The sequence below is a fragment of the Ruegeria sp. R8_1 genome (assembly GCF_017743815.1).
GTDB classification, from domain to species: domain Bacteria; phylum Pseudomonadota; class Alphaproteobacteria; order Rhodobacterales; family Rhodobacteraceae; genus Ruegeria; species Ruegeria lacuscaerulensis_A.
In genome coordinates this window covers 309733-325133 of record NZ_JAGHRL010000004.1, presented here as the reverse complement: position 1 = coordinate 325133, position 15401 = coordinate 309733, and the positions used below count along the sequence as shown (strand labels likewise).

Annotated in this window: 17 protein-coding genes; 10 read left to right on the top strand and 7 right to left on the bottom strand. The window is 54.8% G+C overall.

Translation table 11 applies throughout. The annotated features are described in order from the left end of the window. Both J7380_RS11870 and J7380_RS11865 read left to right on the top strand, forming a co-directional pair. Entirely contained in the window at positions 1 to 1098 is a 1098-nt protein-coding gene (locus J7380_RS11870) for an alpha/beta fold hydrolase (protein ID WP_209196010.1), read from the top strand. After that, positions 1095 to 2315, top strand: a complete 1221-nt coding sequence (locus J7380_RS11865) for an MFS transporter (RefSeq protein WP_209196009.1) — start codon at positions 1095 to 1097, stop codon at positions 2313 to 2315. Before J7380_RS11870 ends, J7380_RS11865 begins: the two co-directional genes overlap by 4 nt. Here J7380_RS11865 and J7380_RS11860 read toward each other — a convergent pair. Genes J7380_RS11860 through J7380_RS11850 form a run of 3 tightly spaced genes read right to left on the bottom strand, consistent with a single transcriptional unit; the run spans position 2312 to position 4589 of the window. Then, the gene (locus J7380_RS11860; RefSeq protein WP_209196008.1) at positions 2312 to 2899 is read right to left on the bottom strand and encodes a Smr/MutS family protein; all 588 of its coding nucleotides are present in this window, start codon (positions 2897 to 2899) and stop codon (positions 2312 to 2314) included. The genes J7380_RS11865 and J7380_RS11860 overlap by 4 nt on opposite strands. Further along, positions 2899 to 3933, bottom strand: a complete 1035-nt coding sequence (locus tag J7380_RS11855) for an MltA domain-containing protein (protein WP_209196006.1) — start codon at positions 3931 to 3933, stop codon at positions 2899 to 2901. The genes J7380_RS11860 and J7380_RS11855 overlap by 1 nt, the downstream gene beginning before the upstream one ends. Further along, the gene (locus tag J7380_RS11850; protein ID WP_170355605.1) at positions 3930 to 4589 is read right to left on the bottom strand and encodes a Tim44/TimA family putative adaptor protein; all 660 of its coding nucleotides are present in this window, start codon (positions 4587 to 4589) and stop codon (positions 3930 to 3932) included. The genes J7380_RS11855 and J7380_RS11850 overlap by 4 nt, the downstream gene beginning before the upstream one ends. A 108-nt stretch (positions 4590 to 4697) precedes the next feature. Here J7380_RS11850 and J7380_RS11845 point away from each other — a divergent pair, with 108 nt between their 5' ends. After that, positions 4698 to 5186 (top strand): FxsA family protein, encoded by a 489-nt coding sequence (locus J7380_RS11845; RefSeq protein WP_170755521.1) that lies wholly within the window; start codon positions 4698 to 4700, stop codon positions 5184 to 5186. Positions 5187 to 5250: 64 nt separating this feature from the next. Beyond that, positions 5251 to 5751: a protein-export chaperone SecB gene (gene secB, locus J7380_RS11840; RefSeq protein ID WP_170355607.1), complete on the top strand. Its 501-nt coding sequence runs from the start codon at positions 5251 to 5253 to the stop codon at positions 5749 to 5751. Positions 5752 to 5778: 27 nt separating this feature from the next. Here the strand turns inward: secB and dnaQ are convergent, their stop codons facing one another. Genes dnaQ through J7380_RS11820 form a run of 4 tightly spaced genes read right to left on the bottom strand, consistent with a single transcriptional unit; the run spans position 5779 to position 8513 of the window. Then, positions 5779 to 6501: a DNA polymerase III subunit epsilon gene (dnaQ, locus tag J7380_RS11835; RefSeq protein WP_209196004.1), complete on the bottom strand. Its 723-nt coding sequence runs from the start codon at positions 6499 to 6501 to the stop codon at positions 5779 to 5781. Beyond that, on the bottom strand, positions 6494 to 7087 hold the full coding sequence (gene coaE / locus J7380_RS11830; RefSeq protein WP_209196002.1) for a dephospho-CoA kinase: 594 nt from the start codon (positions 7085 to 7087) through the stop codon (positions 6494 to 6496). The genes dnaQ and coaE overlap by 8 nt, the downstream gene beginning before the upstream one ends. Then, positions 7084 to 7917 (bottom strand): shikimate dehydrogenase, encoded by an 834-nt coding sequence (locus J7380_RS11825; protein WP_209195999.1) that lies wholly within the window; start codon positions 7915 to 7917, stop codon positions 7084 to 7086. Before J7380_RS11825 ends, coaE begins: the two co-directional genes overlap by 4 nt. Further along, positions 7914 to 8513, bottom strand: coding sequence for a nucleoside triphosphate pyrophosphatase (locus J7380_RS11820; RefSeq protein WP_209195997.1), 600 nt, complete (start codon positions 8511 to 8513; stop codon positions 7914 to 7916). Before J7380_RS11820 ends, J7380_RS11825 begins: the two co-directional genes overlap by 4 nt. Positions 8514 to 8917: 404 nt before the next feature. Here J7380_RS11820 and J7380_RS11815 point away from each other — a divergent pair, with 404 nt between their 5' ends. The 6 genes from J7380_RS11815 (at position 8918) to J7380_RS11790 (ending at position 15392) form a co-directional block, all read left to right on the top strand. After that, positions 8918 to 9367: a CopD family protein gene (locus J7380_RS11815; RefSeq protein ID WP_209195995.1), complete on the top strand. Its 450-nt coding sequence runs from the start codon at positions 8918 to 8920 to the stop codon at positions 9365 to 9367. 148 nt (positions 9368 to 9515) lie between these two features. Continuing rightward, positions 9516 to 10787: a transcription termination factor Rho gene (gene rho, locus J7380_RS11810; RefSeq protein ID WP_209195993.1), complete on the top strand. Its 1272-nt coding sequence runs from the start codon at positions 9516 to 9518 to the stop codon at positions 10785 to 10787. Between the two features lie 30 nt (positions 10788 to 10817). Beyond that, positions 10818 to 12104, top strand: coding sequence for a tRNA uridine-5-carboxymethylaminomethyl(34) synthesis GTPase MnmE (gene mnmE / locus J7380_RS11805; RefSeq protein ID WP_209195991.1), 1287 nt, complete (start codon positions 10818 to 10820; stop codon positions 12102 to 12104). 12 nt (positions 12105 to 12116) lie between these two features. Further along, positions 12117 to 13985, top strand: a complete 1869-nt coding sequence (gene mnmG / locus J7380_RS11800) for a tRNA uridine-5-carboxymethylaminomethyl(34) synthesis enzyme MnmG (protein ID WP_209195989.1) — start codon at positions 12117 to 12119, stop codon at positions 13983 to 13985. Beyond that, positions 13982 to 14596, top strand: a complete 615-nt coding sequence (gene rsmG, locus J7380_RS11795; RefSeq protein ID WP_209195987.1) for a 16S rRNA (guanine(527)-N(7))-methyltransferase RsmG — start codon at positions 13982 to 13984, stop codon at positions 14594 to 14596. The genes mnmG and rsmG overlap by 4 nt, the downstream gene beginning before the upstream one ends. Next, the gene (locus J7380_RS11790) at positions 14589 to 15392 is read left to right on the top strand and encodes an AAA family ATPase (RefSeq protein WP_209195985.1); all 804 of its coding nucleotides are present in this window, start codon (positions 14589 to 14591) and stop codon (positions 15390 to 15392) included. The genes rsmG and J7380_RS11790 overlap by 8 nt, the downstream gene beginning before the upstream one ends. Positions 15393 to 15401 lie beyond the last annotated feature (9 nt).

Sequence of the window (15401 nt, the reverse complement as noted above, 5' to 3'; positions counted from 1 at the left end):
GTGCTGCGTTACCTTCTGATTATTCTGACCGCGACGTCTCTGACCGCCTGCGTGGATCGCACCGTGTCCAAAACTGTGCCATCTGCGCTGAGCGTCGGCACGGCCGAGACCATTTTTGCCACCACCACCCGCGCGCGCGAAGTGGATGGATCATATGGGTTCAAACGCGGTGAGACACTGCAATTTCTGGAAATGACGGTCTCTATCCCGCCCAACCACACGCCGGGAACGCTGGATTTTTCTTACGCCAATCCAAACCCTGAAAAACAGTTTGTCATGGCCGGGGTCGAGGAATTGCAGGGGCCCAAAGACATGAAATCACGCCTCAAAGGCGCAGATGAGGTGTCGATATTTATTCATGGGTACAACACCACCCAGGCAGAAACGGCCTTTCGTGCCGCTCAGCTTAGTCACGATCTGAACATCCCCGGCGCGACAATGGTCTATTCCTGGCCCAGTCAGGCCACGGGATATGGCTATGCCTATGATCTGGACAGTATGCTGTTTGCCCGCGACGGGCTGGAAAAAACCGTCCGCCACCTGAAATCCATGGGTGTCAAACGCGTGGTTTTGGTGGCGCATTCCATGGGCACCGCCCTGACGATGGAGATGATGCGACAGGCCGAGCTGCGCGAGCCCGGATGGTCCAAGCGCAACATTGAGGGGGTTGTTCTGATCGCGCCAGATCTGGATGTAGATCTGTTCCGGTCCCAGATGGACGTCATCAAGACCCCGCCTGACCCCTTCATCGTCATCGTTTCACAAAAAGACAAGCTACTGAGCATCTCGGCCCGGCTGCGCGGCACCACAAAGGGCGAACGGCTGGGCAATATCAGCTCGACCGACGCGCTGGCCGAATACAAGATCAGCATTCTGGACACGACGGCCTTTAATGACGACGCAGAATCCTCGCATTTCGTGGCTGCAACCTCGCCTGCATTGCTTGCGATTATCGGGTCGGCCCGCCGGGTCAGCAATACATTTGGCACCGAACAGCGGGGCATCGACGTGATTGCCCCAGCAAGCGTCCGCAACCCGACCGGCGCAACCGAGATCGTTCTGACCGAAACAGGACAAGCGCAGGTCAGCTCTCCGTGACGCAGTTTCAGGCTGCCCGGTTTCTACGTGACAACGGGGCGTGGTTGGGTGCGGGCGTGGTTCTGACATTCCTGTCCAGTTTCGGTCAGACCTTTTTCATTTCGGTTTTTTCGGGTGAGATTCGTACCGCCTATGGGTTGAGCCATGGGGCGTGGGGTGGGTTGTATTCGCTGGGCACCACAGTTTCCGCCGTCGTCATGATCTGGGCCGGGGGTTTGACGGATATCTTCCGTGTGCGTGTGCTGGGCCCTGCAGTTCTGGCCGGTTTGGCGCTGGCAGCATTGGCCATGGCGCTCAATAGCATGTTGTTCCTGTTGCCGGTCGTAATCTTTCTGCTGCGCTTGTTTGGTCAAGGCATGAGCACCCATCTGGCCATGGTCGCAATGGCGCGCTGGTTCACCGCGACGCGGGGCAAGGCGCTGTCAATCGCCTCGGTCGGATTCGCAGTGGGCGAAGCATTGCTGCCAGTGATCTTTGTGGCCGCGATGGTGTTTTTAGACTGGCGATTGCTATGGGTGATGTCCGCCGTAGTGATACTTTTGGGAATCCCGGTCCTATTGCTTCTGCTGCGGAAAGAACGAACCCCGCAAAGCCTTGCCACCGAGTATTCCTCGGTCGGTATGCAAGGGCGCCACTGGACCCGGAGGCAAGCACTCATGAACCCGCTTTTCTGGTTCATGACCCCTGCAATACTGGGACCATCCGCCTTCATCACTGCGTTCTTCTTTCATCAAGTGCACCTGGCCGAAATCAAAAACTGGCAACATATTGAACTTGTGGCCCTGTTTCCGGTCTATACCGGGGTTTCGCTGCTTTCGATGTTTGCAGCGGGTTGGGCCTTGGACAAATGGGGCACTGCGCTGATGATGCCGTTTTACCAATTACCTATGGCAATTGGATTCATGATCGTCTCGGCCACAGATACACTGGGAGGAGCGGCACTGGCATTGATCTTTCTGGCCCTGACCGTCGGGGCAAACAGTGCCCTGCCCAGTGCTTTCTGGGCCGAGTTTTATGGAACCCGCCATATTGGTGCGATCAAGGCGATGGCCACGGCGGTCATGGTATTGGGTTCAGCGATCGGTCCCGGTTTGACAGGAGTTCTGATTGACCAAGGTATGGCACTGGACAATCAGTTCTTATGGATCGGTGTTTTCTTTATTGCCGTTAGCGCGTTGGTCTGGATCGGAATTACACGCGCTGTTCGCGCGCTTTAGCGCGTACGCCGCAAATAGACGTAATACGCGCCATCACCGCCATGACTGATATGCGCAGGAGTAACCTGCAAAACTGCCTGCGCCAGTGGCGGGATCGACAGCCAATGCGGCACTTGATTGCGTAGAACTCCGCGCGGGGTGGGAATGGGACCGGGTTCATCCCGATCCTTGCCTTTACCGGTCACCACCAGAACCAGACGTTTGCCCTGTGCCTGCGCGGTCAGCACAAATCGGACAAGAGCAGGATGGGCCGTGTCCATGCGCATTCCATGAAGGTCCAGCTTGCCCTCTGGCTTGATCTTGCCGCGCTTCATGCGGCCAAATGCCTTGGTGTCCATCTGCACCGGGCTAGCCCGCAGCCGATCCGTGACAGAGGGCTGCAGCGAATTGCGCGATGGCTTGGCTGGCGCTGTTTGGCCAAGCTCGAACGGGTCGACCCGCGCTTTGGGCGTTTTGGTCGGCTTGGGCTTGGGCAGTTGGGTCGGATGTACGGATTGTGGCAACTCGGGATGCATCCGTTCAGCCTGTTTGGCAACTTTGCGCCATAGCTCAATCTCGTCCTCGGTCAGTTTGCGCCGGGTCATCAGAACGCATCCGGCAACAGCGCATAGGCGCGCTGGATTGGCAGCAAAACAACCATGCGCCCCGAATCCTTAAGACGACCAGCAGCGCGGCCGGCCTCGTCCCCGGTTCCAAAGAAGATATCTGCTCGTTGCGCGCCTTTGATTGCGGCCCCGGTATCCTGTGCAATCATCAAGCGGCGCAGAGGATCTTTGCCGTCCTTTTCGACCCAGACCGGTGCGCCCAGCGGCGTATAGGCGGGGTCAGCGGCAATACTGCGCATGGTCGTGACAGACCGGTTCATTGCGCCCAACGGCCCAAACTCGGGTGCAACGCGCGTAACCTCTCGGAAAAACACGTAAGAGGGGTTGTGAAACAGCAGTTCGGCACCTGCCTCGGGGTTTTTGCGGACCCAAGATTTGATCATCTGCGCACTGACCTGATGCGCATCCAATGCACCTTGTCGGATCAGCTCTTTCCCGATCGAACGATACGGATGACCGTTCGCCCCGCCATAGCCCACGCGCAATCCACCACCATCGGGCAGACGAATACGCCCCGAGCCTTGGATCTGCAAAAAAAACAGCTCGACCGGGTCATCTACCCATGCGATCTCAAGCCCGCGGCCGTTCATTGCCTCGCCTGTCAGTATATCGCGGCGGCTCAACCAAGGTCCATCGGCCCGTGCCTCGGGGGGCATTTTGTAGATCGGGTATTTGTACCGTTCGGTCCGCGTGCGAGAGCCATCCAGTTCGGGTTCAAAATACCCCGTGAACAGCGCATCATCGCCGTCCTCGACCAGAACGGGGCGAAAGAACAGTTCAAAAAAGGAACGTGCAGCATCCGCCTGGTAGGTGCGGGCGACAGCACACAGGGCGCGCCAGTCCGGATCTTCCAGATCACCACATGTGTTCAAGAAAACTGAAAGGGCCGCACCGTGGTCATCGGCGGTCCAGCCATCAAGATCGTCAAATGACAGAATGGAACGCGTCGCCTCGGCGCTGGCAGAGGTTGCCATCACAGCCCCCAGCAAAAACGACCGAAGCGCAGCAATCATGCGTCCGTGGCAACAAGCAGCCAGTTTGGATCGTCCGAGCCCATGACGCGGGCAAAGGTCCAGCTGTCCTTTTGGCGTTTGACGGTGTTGGGGTTGCCTTCGATGATATCCCCGCCGCGATCCCGCACGACCGAGGTCAGTTCACCCACAAATCGCATGGTGATTTCGGCCTCGTTAGTGTCCTTGTCGAACTTCACATCAGCCAGGGCGGTTTCCCGCACACCGATAAACTCGGCCTCGATGGTCAGACCCTGATCTTCGCGAGAGGCGACCACCGAAACAAATGTGTCAAACACTTCTTCGGACAAGAAGGGCTGGATTTCATCCAGATTGCCCTTTTCGAACCCCATGACGATCATCTCATAAGCACCGCGCGCGCCTTGGACGAATTCGCTGACTGAAAAGCCGGGCTCAATCCGTTTCATCGCGGCCAGGGATTGGGCCTGCTCGCTGTCTTCGGCGACGTGGTCGGTGATGTCGTGATCCGGGCCACCTTCGATCACCTCGAAGTCTCGGCGCGATTTATGCGCTTCCGGCTGCTGTTGAACGGGGGGCTTTTCAAAACCCTCACGCGTCCCCAGCACGCTTTTTAGGCGTAGGATCAGGAAAACGGCAATTCCGGCCAGGACCAGCAACTGGATCATCGGTTCGTTCATTTCATCCTCTTTATCAGACCGCAGCTTTGTATACGCGGCCTCATGCCACTATGTAGGTGACAGTTCGGGACAAGTCTACTGCCCGACCTGTAGTAAAGGATAACGCTTATGTATCTGTTTCTGGCATTTTTGCTGGTTCCGATCATCGAAATCGCCCTGTTCATTCAGGTCGGAGGTCTGATTGGCCTGTGGCCCACGCTTGCAATTGTCGTTGTGACCGCTGTTATGGGTACTGCTTTGGTCAGGACACAAGGTCGCATGGCGCTGGCAAATCTGCAGCGTTCCTTTGCCGACCTTGACGACCCGACCGAGCCGTTAGCCCACGGAGCGATGATCCTGCTGTCCGGTGTGTTGCTTCTGACGCCAGGCTTTTTCACCGACGCGGTCGGATTTGCCCTTCTTATTCCGGGGGTTCGCGTCGCTGTATTTCGATACCTGAAATCAAAAGTGCAGATCACTCAATTTCAGATGGGCACAGGCACGCAGTTTCGCGGTGGCCCCAACCCATCGGGTGATGACGTGATTGATGGAGAATACACCGAAGTTCAACCCCGTCGGGACCCATCAAAACCATCGAAATGGGTGGATGGCCCGTGACCTGCATTGAGGTGCCGCGCCCAACTTGCTAAGCAATGGCGGATTTTAGTTTCGGAGTAGACCCATGGCCGAAGAAGACGCCAAAGAAAACACCGCAGCCGCACCGGCTGCACCTCAGATTCAAATGCGCGTTCTGGGACAATTCATTCGTGATCTGTCTTTTGAAAACGTGATGGCCCAAAAGGGTGTGTCGGGCGACGTGCAGCCCGAGATTTCTGTTCAGGTCAATCTTGACGCTAAAAAGCGTCAGGTCGAGCATCAGTATGAGGTCTCGGTTAAGCTGAACCTCAAGTCCAAAGCCAAGGGGATGGAAGACGTCCTGTTCCTGTGCGAGATTGACTATTGTGGTCTGTTCCATGTGGAAGGCGTGGCCGAGGATCAGCTGCACCCCTTCCTGATGATCGAATGTCCCCGGATGCTGTTCCCGTTCCTGCGCCGTATTGTCAGCGACGTAACACGCGACGGTGGATATCCCCCGGTCAATCTGGACAACATCGACTTTGTAGCTTTGTACCGGAATGAGCTGATGCGCCGTCAGGCCGAGGCGCAGAAAGCAGAAGCCTAAACAATCTGACCCGCGCCGGGGACACCTTCAGGCGCGGGTCCACAGGGCGTTTTCGCCCAGTTTTTCAACAAAACCTTCATGCGCCGCGCGCTCTTCTTCCGTGATCCTTGAAGCCAACGGCGTCGGACGGGCTGTGGGCCGCCATTCCTCACCCCCGGCTGCTGTTGCCGCCGCCGAAGTCGACAGACCGAAATCCGGCTGTCGTCCGCCGATCAGTTCAAGATACACCTCGGCCAGGATCTCTGAATCCAAAAGCGCGCCGTGCAGCGTTCGGTTCGAATTGTCGATATTGAACCGCCGGCACAGCGCATCCAGAGTCGCAGGCGAGCCGGGGAATTTCTTGCGCGCCATAGCCAGCGTATCCAGCGCCTGTGCCATAGGCAGGGTCGGCAAACCCATCCATTTAAGTTCGGCGTTCAGGAATTTCATGTCGAACGAGGCGTTGTGGATCACCAACCGCGAATCCCGCACGAAATCCAGAAACCCCTGACCAACCTTTGCGAAAACCGGCTTATCCTTCAGCGTGACCTCGCCTTTTTCCGGCGGGCGTGGGTTATCCAGCAGGTCCGGGCCGATACCATGCACGCCAAACGCCTCTTCTGGCATCCCGCGTTCGGGGTTGATATAGACATGATAGGTCTCGCCCGTGGCCATGTGGTTCCACAGCTCAACCGCGCCGATCTCGACGATCCGGTCACCGCTTTCAGGGTCAAAGCCCGTGGTTTCGGTATCCAGTACAATTTCACGCATCTGCCAGCCCCGCCCGTATTCGCCTGACCACATCCTGCACCTGCGCGCGGGCGTGGTCCAGACTGTCCGTCTCGATCACATAGTCCGACCGAGCGCATTTTTCTTCATTGGGCATCTGTTTGGCACGAATCTGTTCGAACTGCGCCTCGGTCATCGTGCCGCGCGCCATCACGCGACGCTTTTGTTCATCGGCTGGGATCGACACGCAGGCGATGGCGTCCATCGCAGCGTCTCCACCGGTTTCGAACAGCAAGGGAATGTCGAAAACCAGAATATCCGCCGTGGCGTTCGCCCGAAACGACGCACGGTCTGCAGCGACCAGAGGGTGCACGATACCTTCGATCTGTTTCAGCGCAGCCGGGTCATTTCCGATGATTTGTTTCAACGCCTCCCGGCTGACTGCGCCGTCAACGATTGCGGTCGGGAAAGCTGCGTGCATTGGGTCAACAGCAGCTCCACCCTTTGAATAGAGTCTATGTACGGCCGCATCGGCATCCCACAGCGCGCAGCCTTCATCGACAAACATCTGCGCCGTCGTGCTTTTGCCCATTCCGATCGAGCCCGTCAGGCCCAACGCGAAACTCATGACAAAACAGCCGCACGCAGGTCCAAATTGACCTCGGGGCGGACGCCGAACCAGCTTTCGAAACCCGGCACCGCCTGATGCAGCAACATGCCTAGGCCGTCGACAGTGGTGCAGCCGGCCTCTTCGGCGGTTTTCAACAGATGGGTTTTCAACGGTGCGTAGACCAGATCCGTAACAACCGCACCGGGCTGCAATCCGTCCAGCGGCACACGCAGTTCGGGCTGTCCTTGCATCCCCAAAGAACTGGTGTTGACCACCAATTCTGCATCCTCGATCACATTTCCAGCCTGAACCCAATCGACAACCTTGATGCTGGGCCCAAATTCATCGCGCAAGGTCTCGGCCCGTTCACGGGTACGGTTGGTCAGCAAAACCTCGGGCACCTCTGCGTCAACCAAAGCCTGAAGCACCGCCCGCGCGGCACCGCCCGCCCCGAACACAACCGCAGGTCCGCCCGACGGGGACCAATCCGGCGCACCGCTGCGCAGGTTCTCAAGAAACCCGTAGCCATCGGTGTTGTCTGCGTGAATCCGGCCATCTTTCTGGAACACCAGCGTATTTGCCGCGCCGATCTTGCGTGCCCGGTCCGAAACCTCGTCGGCCAGTCGCAGCGCAACCTCTTTATGTGGAACAGTGACATTTGTTCCCACGAACCCAGCCTTGGGCAATGCGCGCAACACATCCTGCAAGTCTTCCGGGGCCACATCCATCGGCACGTAGTGACCCGGCAGCCCATAAGTCTTCAACCAATGTCCATGCAACTGAGGCGACTTCGAATGCGCGACCGGGTGCCCTATCACCCCGGCCAAAGGAATTTTTGTCTTGCTCATTGATCAATCACCCCTTTGACAGCCAGGTAGTTCAGCAGCTCTAATAGAGGCATACCCAAAACGTTAAAATAATCTCCGTCAATGGTGGCGAACAAGCGCGCGCCCTCTTCTTCAAGCTTATAGGCCCCGACCGCATGGCGGATACTCTCCCAGTTGCGGTCGATATAGTCGCGCAGATACGCATCCGAGCTCATCCGCATCCGCAGGCGAACCTGACCCACATGCCGCCAGATCGGCTCGCCATCCTGATAGATCACGGCCGCCGACAACAACATATGCCGTTTCCCCCGCATGGCCCTCAGCTGCGCCAGCGCGTCGTCAGGCGTTTGCGGTTTCGATAAAAGCTGACCGTCGAAGTCCAGCACTTGATCGCATCCCAACACCATCGCGCCGGGATGTTTGTCGCTGACCTTACGGGCCTTCATCTCGGCCAGCGCATCGGCAATGTCGCGCGGGCTGGCACCTTCAGCCAACAAGGCGCGTTTCATCGTCTCTTCGTCTACGCGCGCGACTTGGACGGTAAACGGCACGCCAGCGTTCTGCAAAAGCTGCGCGCGAATGGATGACCCCGAGGCCAAGATGATGGGGACAGACATGTGGAAAACCCCGTGTGCAAATCGTTGAGCGTTCTAGAATGGTTTGTATGGTTTTCAGGTTGACACGCAAGCCCGGTGTTTTCGACTGAAACTTCCCCGAGTCGCCCAAATCCTGTCCATCCGGGACAAGGATAAGTTTGTCGAATGGTATAACCCGAGTTTTCTTAATTATCCAAAGAGTTATCCCCAGAAATACACATTCAATTATAGTTTAAGCCACTGTTTTTTATAAAGATTGTTTTTATTCAACAGAATCACCTTGTTCAGGCTGAATTCTATCCACTTGGGGAAAACACATGTGTAAAAAAGTAATCCACGGAATTTATCCTCCCTACAAAACCATCTTCCTTTTTCTTTTCTTATTTTTTTATTAGGGAAGATCCCAAGCAACGCCCGGAGCCAAAATGACTGATCTGCTTTTCACGATTTACCCATGGGTGAAGGCATTACATATCATGGCGGTGATCTCATGGATGGCTGGCTTGTTCTATCTGCCAAGATTGTTCGTCTATCACGTCGAAAAAGCACAATCGGTTGAGGGTGCGGAACCCATCTTCTTTGAAATGGAAGAAAAGCTGCTGCGTGTGATCATGCGCCCTGCGATGATCGTGTCGTGGGTGTGCGGGTTGATCATGGTGGTCACGCCGGGCATTGTTGGTTGGGATTTCGCGTGGCCCTGGGTTAAAGGCGCAGGCGTCATTGGGATGACCGGATTTCACCATTGGCTGATGGCACGGCGCAAAGACTTCCTTGAGGGGCGAAATAAGCTCACTGGGCGGCAGTACCGCATGATGAATGAGGTTCCGACCATTCTGATGGTTGCCATCGTTCTGGCGGTCATTCTGAAGTTCTGAGGGCACATTTGCGCCTAAGGGTCAGACGGGCGGTTTGACTCCGCTAAAGGTCACGCTTATGTAGGGATCAACACGCCCGTCCGGGCGGCGTATCTTCCGTACTGAAATCCCACTTCGTGCCGCACTGTCAGCGGTGAAGGTTTGTATCATGTCTACTGAATCCCTGAATCTGGCCGATCTGAAAGCCAAAAGCCCCAAAGACCTTCTGGCCATGGCCGAAGAGCTGGAGATCGAAAACGCCTCGACCATGCGCAAGGGCGAGATGATGTTCCAGATCCTGCGCGAACGCGCGGATGAGGGTTGGACCGTTGGCGGCGACGGCGTGCTGGAAGTGCTGCAGGACGGCTTTGGTTTCCTCCGCTCGCCCGAGGCAAACTATCTGCCGGGTCCCGACGACATCTATGTCTCGCCCGACATGATCCGCCTGCATTCGCTGCGTACCGGTGACACCGTTGAAGGTGAGATCAAAGCCCCCGATGACAACGAACGCTATTTTGCGCTGACCAAGGTCACGAAGATCAACTTTGAAGACCCCGAGAAAGCCAAGCACAAAATCCTGTTCGACAACCTGACGCCTCTGTACCCCGAGGAACGTCTGAAGATGGAGATCGAAGATCCCACCATCAAGGACAAATCGGCCCGTGTGATTGATCTGGTGGCACCTATCGGGAAGGGGCAGCGGTCGCTGATCGTGGCGCCTCCGCGGACGGGTAAGACGGTGATCCTGCAGAATATCGCGCATTCGATCGAACAGAACCACCCGGAATGCTATCTGATCGTCCTGCTGATCGACGAACGCCCCGAAGAGGTGACGGACATGCAGCGTTCGGTAAAGGGTGAGGTCGTGTCCTCAACCTTTGATGAACCGGCGACGCGCCATGTGGCCGTTTCGGAAATGGTGATCGAAAAGGCCAAGCGTTTGGTCGAGCACAAACGAGATGTTGTGATCCTTCTGGACTCGATCACAAGACTTGGTAGGGCATTTAACACGGTCGTCCCGTCCTCGGGCAAGGTTCTGACCGGTGGTGTGGATGCCAACGCGCTGCAACGGCCCAAGCGGTTCTTCGGTGCGGCCCGGAACATCGAAGAGGGCGGTTCGCTGACCATCATCGCCACCGCGCTGATCGACACCGGCAGCCGCATGGACGAGGTGATCTTTGAAGAATTCAAAGGCACCGGTAACTCGGAAATCGTGCTGGATCGCAAGATCGCCGACAAGCGCGTGTTCCCCGCCATCGACATCCTCAAATCCGGCACCCGGAAAGAGGACCTGCTGGTCGACAAGGGCGATCTGGCCAAGACATTTGTTCTGCGCCGAATCCTCAACCCGATGGGCACGACCGATGCAATCGAATTCCTGCTGTCCAAGTTGAAACAGACGAAGACAAATGGCGAGTTCTTCGATTCAATGAATACCTGACACAGGTCTTAACCAACGCGAGGCCTTCGAATGGATACGATATTCGCCTTGGCCAGCGCACAAGGCAAAGCCGGGGTGGCGGTGATCCGCCTCTCGGGGCCCATGGCACATTCTGCGGCTGCAGACTTGACGGGCGGAGATTTACAGCCGCGAGGGATGAAGCTGCGGACCTTGAGGGCACCAGATGGGTCACGTCTGGATGATGGGCTGGTTTTGACATTTCAGGCACCAGCCAGTTTCACTGGCGAGGACGTGGCAGAGCTGCAAATACATGGCAGTACCGCCGCGGTGAATGCCGTCATGCGTTGCCTGTCGGATACAAACGGTCTGCGCCTGGCAGAACCCGGAGAATTCACCCGCCGCGCGCTTGAGAATGGTAAGATGGATCTGACCCAGGTCGAGGGGTTGGCCGATCTCATTGATGCGGAAACAGAAGCGCAGCGCAAGCAGGCGCAGGTAGTACTTGCAGGTGGACTAGGAACGCTTGCGGAAAGATGGCGTCGTGATTTGATCAGAGCGGCCTCATTGTTGGAGGCCGTGATTGACTTTGCCGACGAAGAGGTTCCAACAGACGTAACTCCTGAAGTCCGTTCTTTGATCTCTGGTGTTGTTACGGATTTGCAGCATCAAGCCGAAGGTGTCCGGATTGCGGAACGTATCAGATCTGGTTTTGAAGTGGCTATAGTAGGTCTTCCAAATGCAGGTAAGTCGACTTTGCTAAACGCATTAGCAGGTCGCGAAGCGGCAATCACTTCGGAATACGCCGGAACTACCCGAGACGTTATTGAAGTAAGGATGGACTTGGATGGACTTCCGGTTACCTTGCTGGATACAGCGGGCCTTCGGCAGACTGAGGATCACGTTGAAAATCTGGGAATCGAGCTTGCCAGGAAACGGGCGGAAACAGCTGATCTTAGAGTTTTCCTTGCCGAAGATCCAGAATCATTGGGTATCTCTATGCAAAAGGGGGATATCCATGTTTTGCCGAAATCTGATCTTCGCAGTGTATCAGATGGTGGAGTATCGGGGATAACAGGTCAGGGCGTGGATAGACTAGTCTCCGATATATCGGGGGTACTTGGTCAACGGACCACTAGTTCTGGTATTGCAACACGGGAGCGGCATCGTGTTGCGCTGGTGAATGCTCAGACCTTCTTGATCGCTGCGATGTCGTTTCTTGAATCAGGCCCCGACATGTATGATATCGTGGCTGAGGAGTTGCGCAGTTCAATTCGGGCGCTTGAGGCGTTGGTTGGCAGAATAGGCGTGGAAGACTTGTTGGATGAGATCTTTTCAAGTTTTTGCCTGGGTAAGTAAGGAGTGTTTCACGTGAAACATTCAGATTTCGATGTTGTAGTTATTGGTGCAGGCCATGCTGGAACAGAGGCTGCTCATGCTGCGGCACGGATGGGCGCTAACACTGCTCTGGTGACACTGTCTGCGTCTGATATCGGTGTTATGTCATGCAACCCAGCTATTGGAGGTCTGGGTAAAGGGCATCTTGTTCGAGAAATCGACGCCTTGGATGGCGTCATGGGCCGTGTCGCCGATGCGGCAGGAATTCAGTTTCGTTTGCTGAATCGCCGAAAAGGCCCAGCGGTACAAGGGCCCAGAACACAAGCAGACCGAGCTTTGTACCGATCTGCAATGCAGAAAGAAACACAAGCACAACCTAACCTCACCGTAGTTATTGGTGAAGTCGTGGACTTTTTAATGTCCGGCAACAAGGTTGTCGGCATAAAGCTCTCGGATGAGTCCGAATTACGCGCCGCTGCAGTGATCTTGACCTCAGGTACATTCCTGCGGGGAATTATTCATATAGGAGATGTTTCCAGACCTGGTGGTCGAATGGGTGACAGACCATCGGTTAAACTGGCTGAGAGACTGGATAGCTTCGAACTTCCATTAGGTCGGCTTAAGACTGGAACGCCGCCACGGCTGGATGGTCGCACTATTGATTGGTCTGGTCTGGAGCGTCAGGACGGTGATGACGTTCCTACGTTATTCTCATTTTTGTCCAAGACCGTCCAAGCGCCTCAGATTTCCTGCGGTATAACACATACCAACTCACGAACGCATGAGATTATCGAGCAAAACCTGTCGCGATCAGCGATGTATGGTGGGCATATTGACGGGATTGGTCCTCGGTATTGTCCATCTATAGAAGACAAGGTCGTTAGGTTTGCAGACAAGGACTCTCATCAAATTTTCCTTGAGCCCGAAGGTGTGAATGACCACACTATCTATCCCAACGGAATCTCCACCTCTTTGCCCGAAGATGTTCAATTGGAATATGTTCGGTCGATTAAGGGCTTAGAAAACGCAGAGATTCTTCAACCCGGGTACGCAATTGAATATGACTACGTCGATCCGCGTGTACTGACGTCATCACTGGCACTTCCCGAAGTGCCGGGACTATTCCTTGCTGGTCAAATCAATGGAACAACAGGTTATGAAGAGGCTGCGGCCCAAGGATTGGTTGCGGGCTTAAATGCTGCTTTGTCGGCATTTGATAGGGGCCCCGTCCATTTCACACGTTCTGACAGTTATATCGGCGTTATGATAGATGACCTGACAACGCGTGGCGTTGCTGAACCGTATCGAATGTTCACGTCTCGGGCTGAATTCCGCTTGTCTTTGCGTGCTGACAATGCCGATCAACGTTTAACGCCGATTGGTTTGGATTTAGGCTGTGTGAAATCTGTTCGCAGAATCTCATTTAATGAGAAGATGGAAAAGCTTATCTCTGCAAAAGCTAAGTTGATGGAGCGCAGTTTTACGCCAAAGGAAATCCGATCTGCTGGTATCAATGTCAACCAAGACGGTAACCGCAGGGATGGTATGGCTATTCTAGCATTCCCAGATGTTTCGTTCGAAGGTTTACTTCCCCTAGTTCCTGCTTTGGAAGCCGTCGACCAAGACATACGCCTTCAGGTAGAGCGCGACGCCTTGTACGCGAACTATATAGAACGTCAGAAAAAAGATGTTGAGGCGATGAAGCGGGATGAGTCTTACGAGATTCCGCAGGATTTTGACTTTTTTGCTTTGGAAGGGCTGTCTTCTGAGATGAAGCAGAAACTATCCAGTGCCAGACCTGAAAATATCGCTCAGGCCGGACGCGTAGAAGGCGTAACGCCCGCAGCATTGACTTTGGTCTTGGCAAGACTTCGGCGGAACCAAAAGGTGCGAAAAGCATGATCGGGGCGATTTTCGAAGGTCTGGATGTTTCACGTGAAACATTGGAACGGCTGACGACATATGTTGACTTGGTAAATCGCTGGAATCCCAAAATAAATCTTGTCTCTCGCAACAGTCTTAATGAAATTTGGGTTAGGCACATTAAGGACTCGGTTCAGGTTTATCGGTGTGCAGATACCTTCGACAATTGGGCTGACTTGGGTAGCGGAGGAGGTTTTCCAGGTATGGTCTGCGCTTTGATGGCGGTAGAAGAGAACCCTAATGCAGAGTTTACGTTTGTCGAAAGCGATCAAAGGAAATCGGCGTTTCTAAGGAATGTTGCGCGCGAATGTGGTGCCAATTGTAAGATCATATCTAAGCGAATCGAAACAGTTGGCCCTTTGAATGCGCAAGTTTTGTCAGCCCGTGCACTAGCGGATTTGAAGACGCTTTTATCCTATTGTGACAGGCATTTGAGCGAGTCTGGTGTGGCGTTGTTGCCGAAAGGCGAAAACTGGAAAAAAGAATTGGACGACGCTCGGGAAGAATGGAATTTCCAAGCCGACCCGATTACAAGTTTAACAGAACCCCAAGCCGTTATCCTTAAGATTAAAGGAGTTTCACGTGGTTGACCTGTCTCGCCCCACCGGCCCCAGAATTATTGCGGTTGCCAATCAAAAAGGTGGGGTAGGGAAGACAACAACTGCGATCAACCTCGCAGCGGGATTAGCCGAGGCAGGGTGCAATGTCCTGGTTGTCGATCTGGATCCCCAAGGCAACGCCTCAACCGGGCTTGGTGTTGAAGACCGGGATTGGACAACTTACGACCTTATTCTGGACGACGCTCCGCTAGAGGCAGTTATCCAAGAGACAGAAATTGGGGGACTCTACGTCATTCCGGCCACAGTGGATCTGAGTTCGGCGGATATTGAGCTTATTTCAAACGAGAAGCGCAGCTATCTGTTGCACGACGCGTTGCGACAGACGGCGATCGACAAGTTTGAATTTGATTTTGTGTTGATCGACTGCCCACCGTCACTGAACTTGCTGACTGTGAATGCTATGGTTGCCTCGCATTCTATCCTTGTTCCTTTGCAAAGCGAGTTCTTCGCCCTAGAAGGTTTGTCACAACTGATGTTGACGATCCGAGAGGTACGACAAACGGCGAATCCAGACCTCAGAATCGAAGGTGTTGTGTTGACCATGTATGACAACCGCAACAACTTGTCCCGTCAGGTCGAAAAGGACGCGCGTGACAATCTGGGTGAGATGGTATTTAAAACCAAGATACCTAGAAATGTTCGGGTCAGTGAGGCTCCGTCTTATGCGTTGCCTGTATTGCAATATGACTCCGGCTCTTTAGGAGCGATGGCATACCGTCATTTGGCGCGGGAAGTCATTCATAAAAACAAAAAAGCCGCTGCATAAGCGGTAAGA

Coding starts and splice junctions, on each gene's coding strand:
- J7380_RS11855 (WP_209196006.1), bottom strand. CDS start 3,933: ATGATTGCTGCGCTTCGGTCGTTTTTGCTGGGGGCTGTGATGGCAACC.
- mnmE (WP_209195991.1), top strand. CDS start 10,818: ATGGATACGATATTCGCCTTGGCCAGCGCACAAGGCAAAGCCGGGGTG.
- J7380_RS11845 (WP_170755521.1), top strand. CDS start 4,698: ATGTATCTGTTTCTGGCATTTTTGCTGGTTCCGATCATCGAAATCGCC.
- J7380_RS11820 (WP_209195997.1), bottom strand. CDS start 8,513: ATGTCTGTCCCCATCATCTTGGCCTCGGGGTCATCCATTCGCGCGCAG.
- J7380_RS11860 (WP_209196008.1), bottom strand. CDS start 2,899: ATGACCCGGCGCAAACTGACCGAGGACGAGATTGAGCTATGGCGCAAA.
- coaE (WP_209196002.1), bottom strand. CDS start 7,087: ATGAGTTTCGCGTTGGGCCTGACGGGCTCGATCGGAATGGGCAAAAGC.
- J7380_RS11850 (WP_170355605.1), bottom strand. CDS start 4,589: ATGAACGAACCGATGATCCAGTTGCTGGTCCTGGCCGGAATTGCCGTT.
- rho (WP_209195993.1), top strand. CDS start 9,516: ATGTCTACTGAATCCCTGAATCTGGCCGATCTGAAAGCCAAAAGCCCC.
- secB (WP_170355607.1), top strand. CDS start 5,251: ATGGCCGAAGAAGACGCCAAAGAAAACACCGCAGCCGCACCGGCTGCA.
- J7380_RS11825 (WP_209195999.1), bottom strand. CDS start 7,917: ATGAGCAAGACAAAAATTCCTTTGGCCGGGGTGATAGGGCACCCGGTC.
- J7380_RS11815 (WP_209195995.1), top strand. CDS start 8,918: ATGACTGATCTGCTTTTCACGATTTACCCATGGGTGAAGGCATTACAT.
- rsmG (WP_209195987.1), top strand. CDS start 13,982: ATGATCGGGGCGATTTTCGAAGGTCTGGATGTTTCACGTGAAACATTG.
- dnaQ (WP_209196004.1), bottom strand. CDS start 6,501: ATGCGTGAAATTGTACTGGATACCGAAACCACGGGCTTTGACCCTGAA.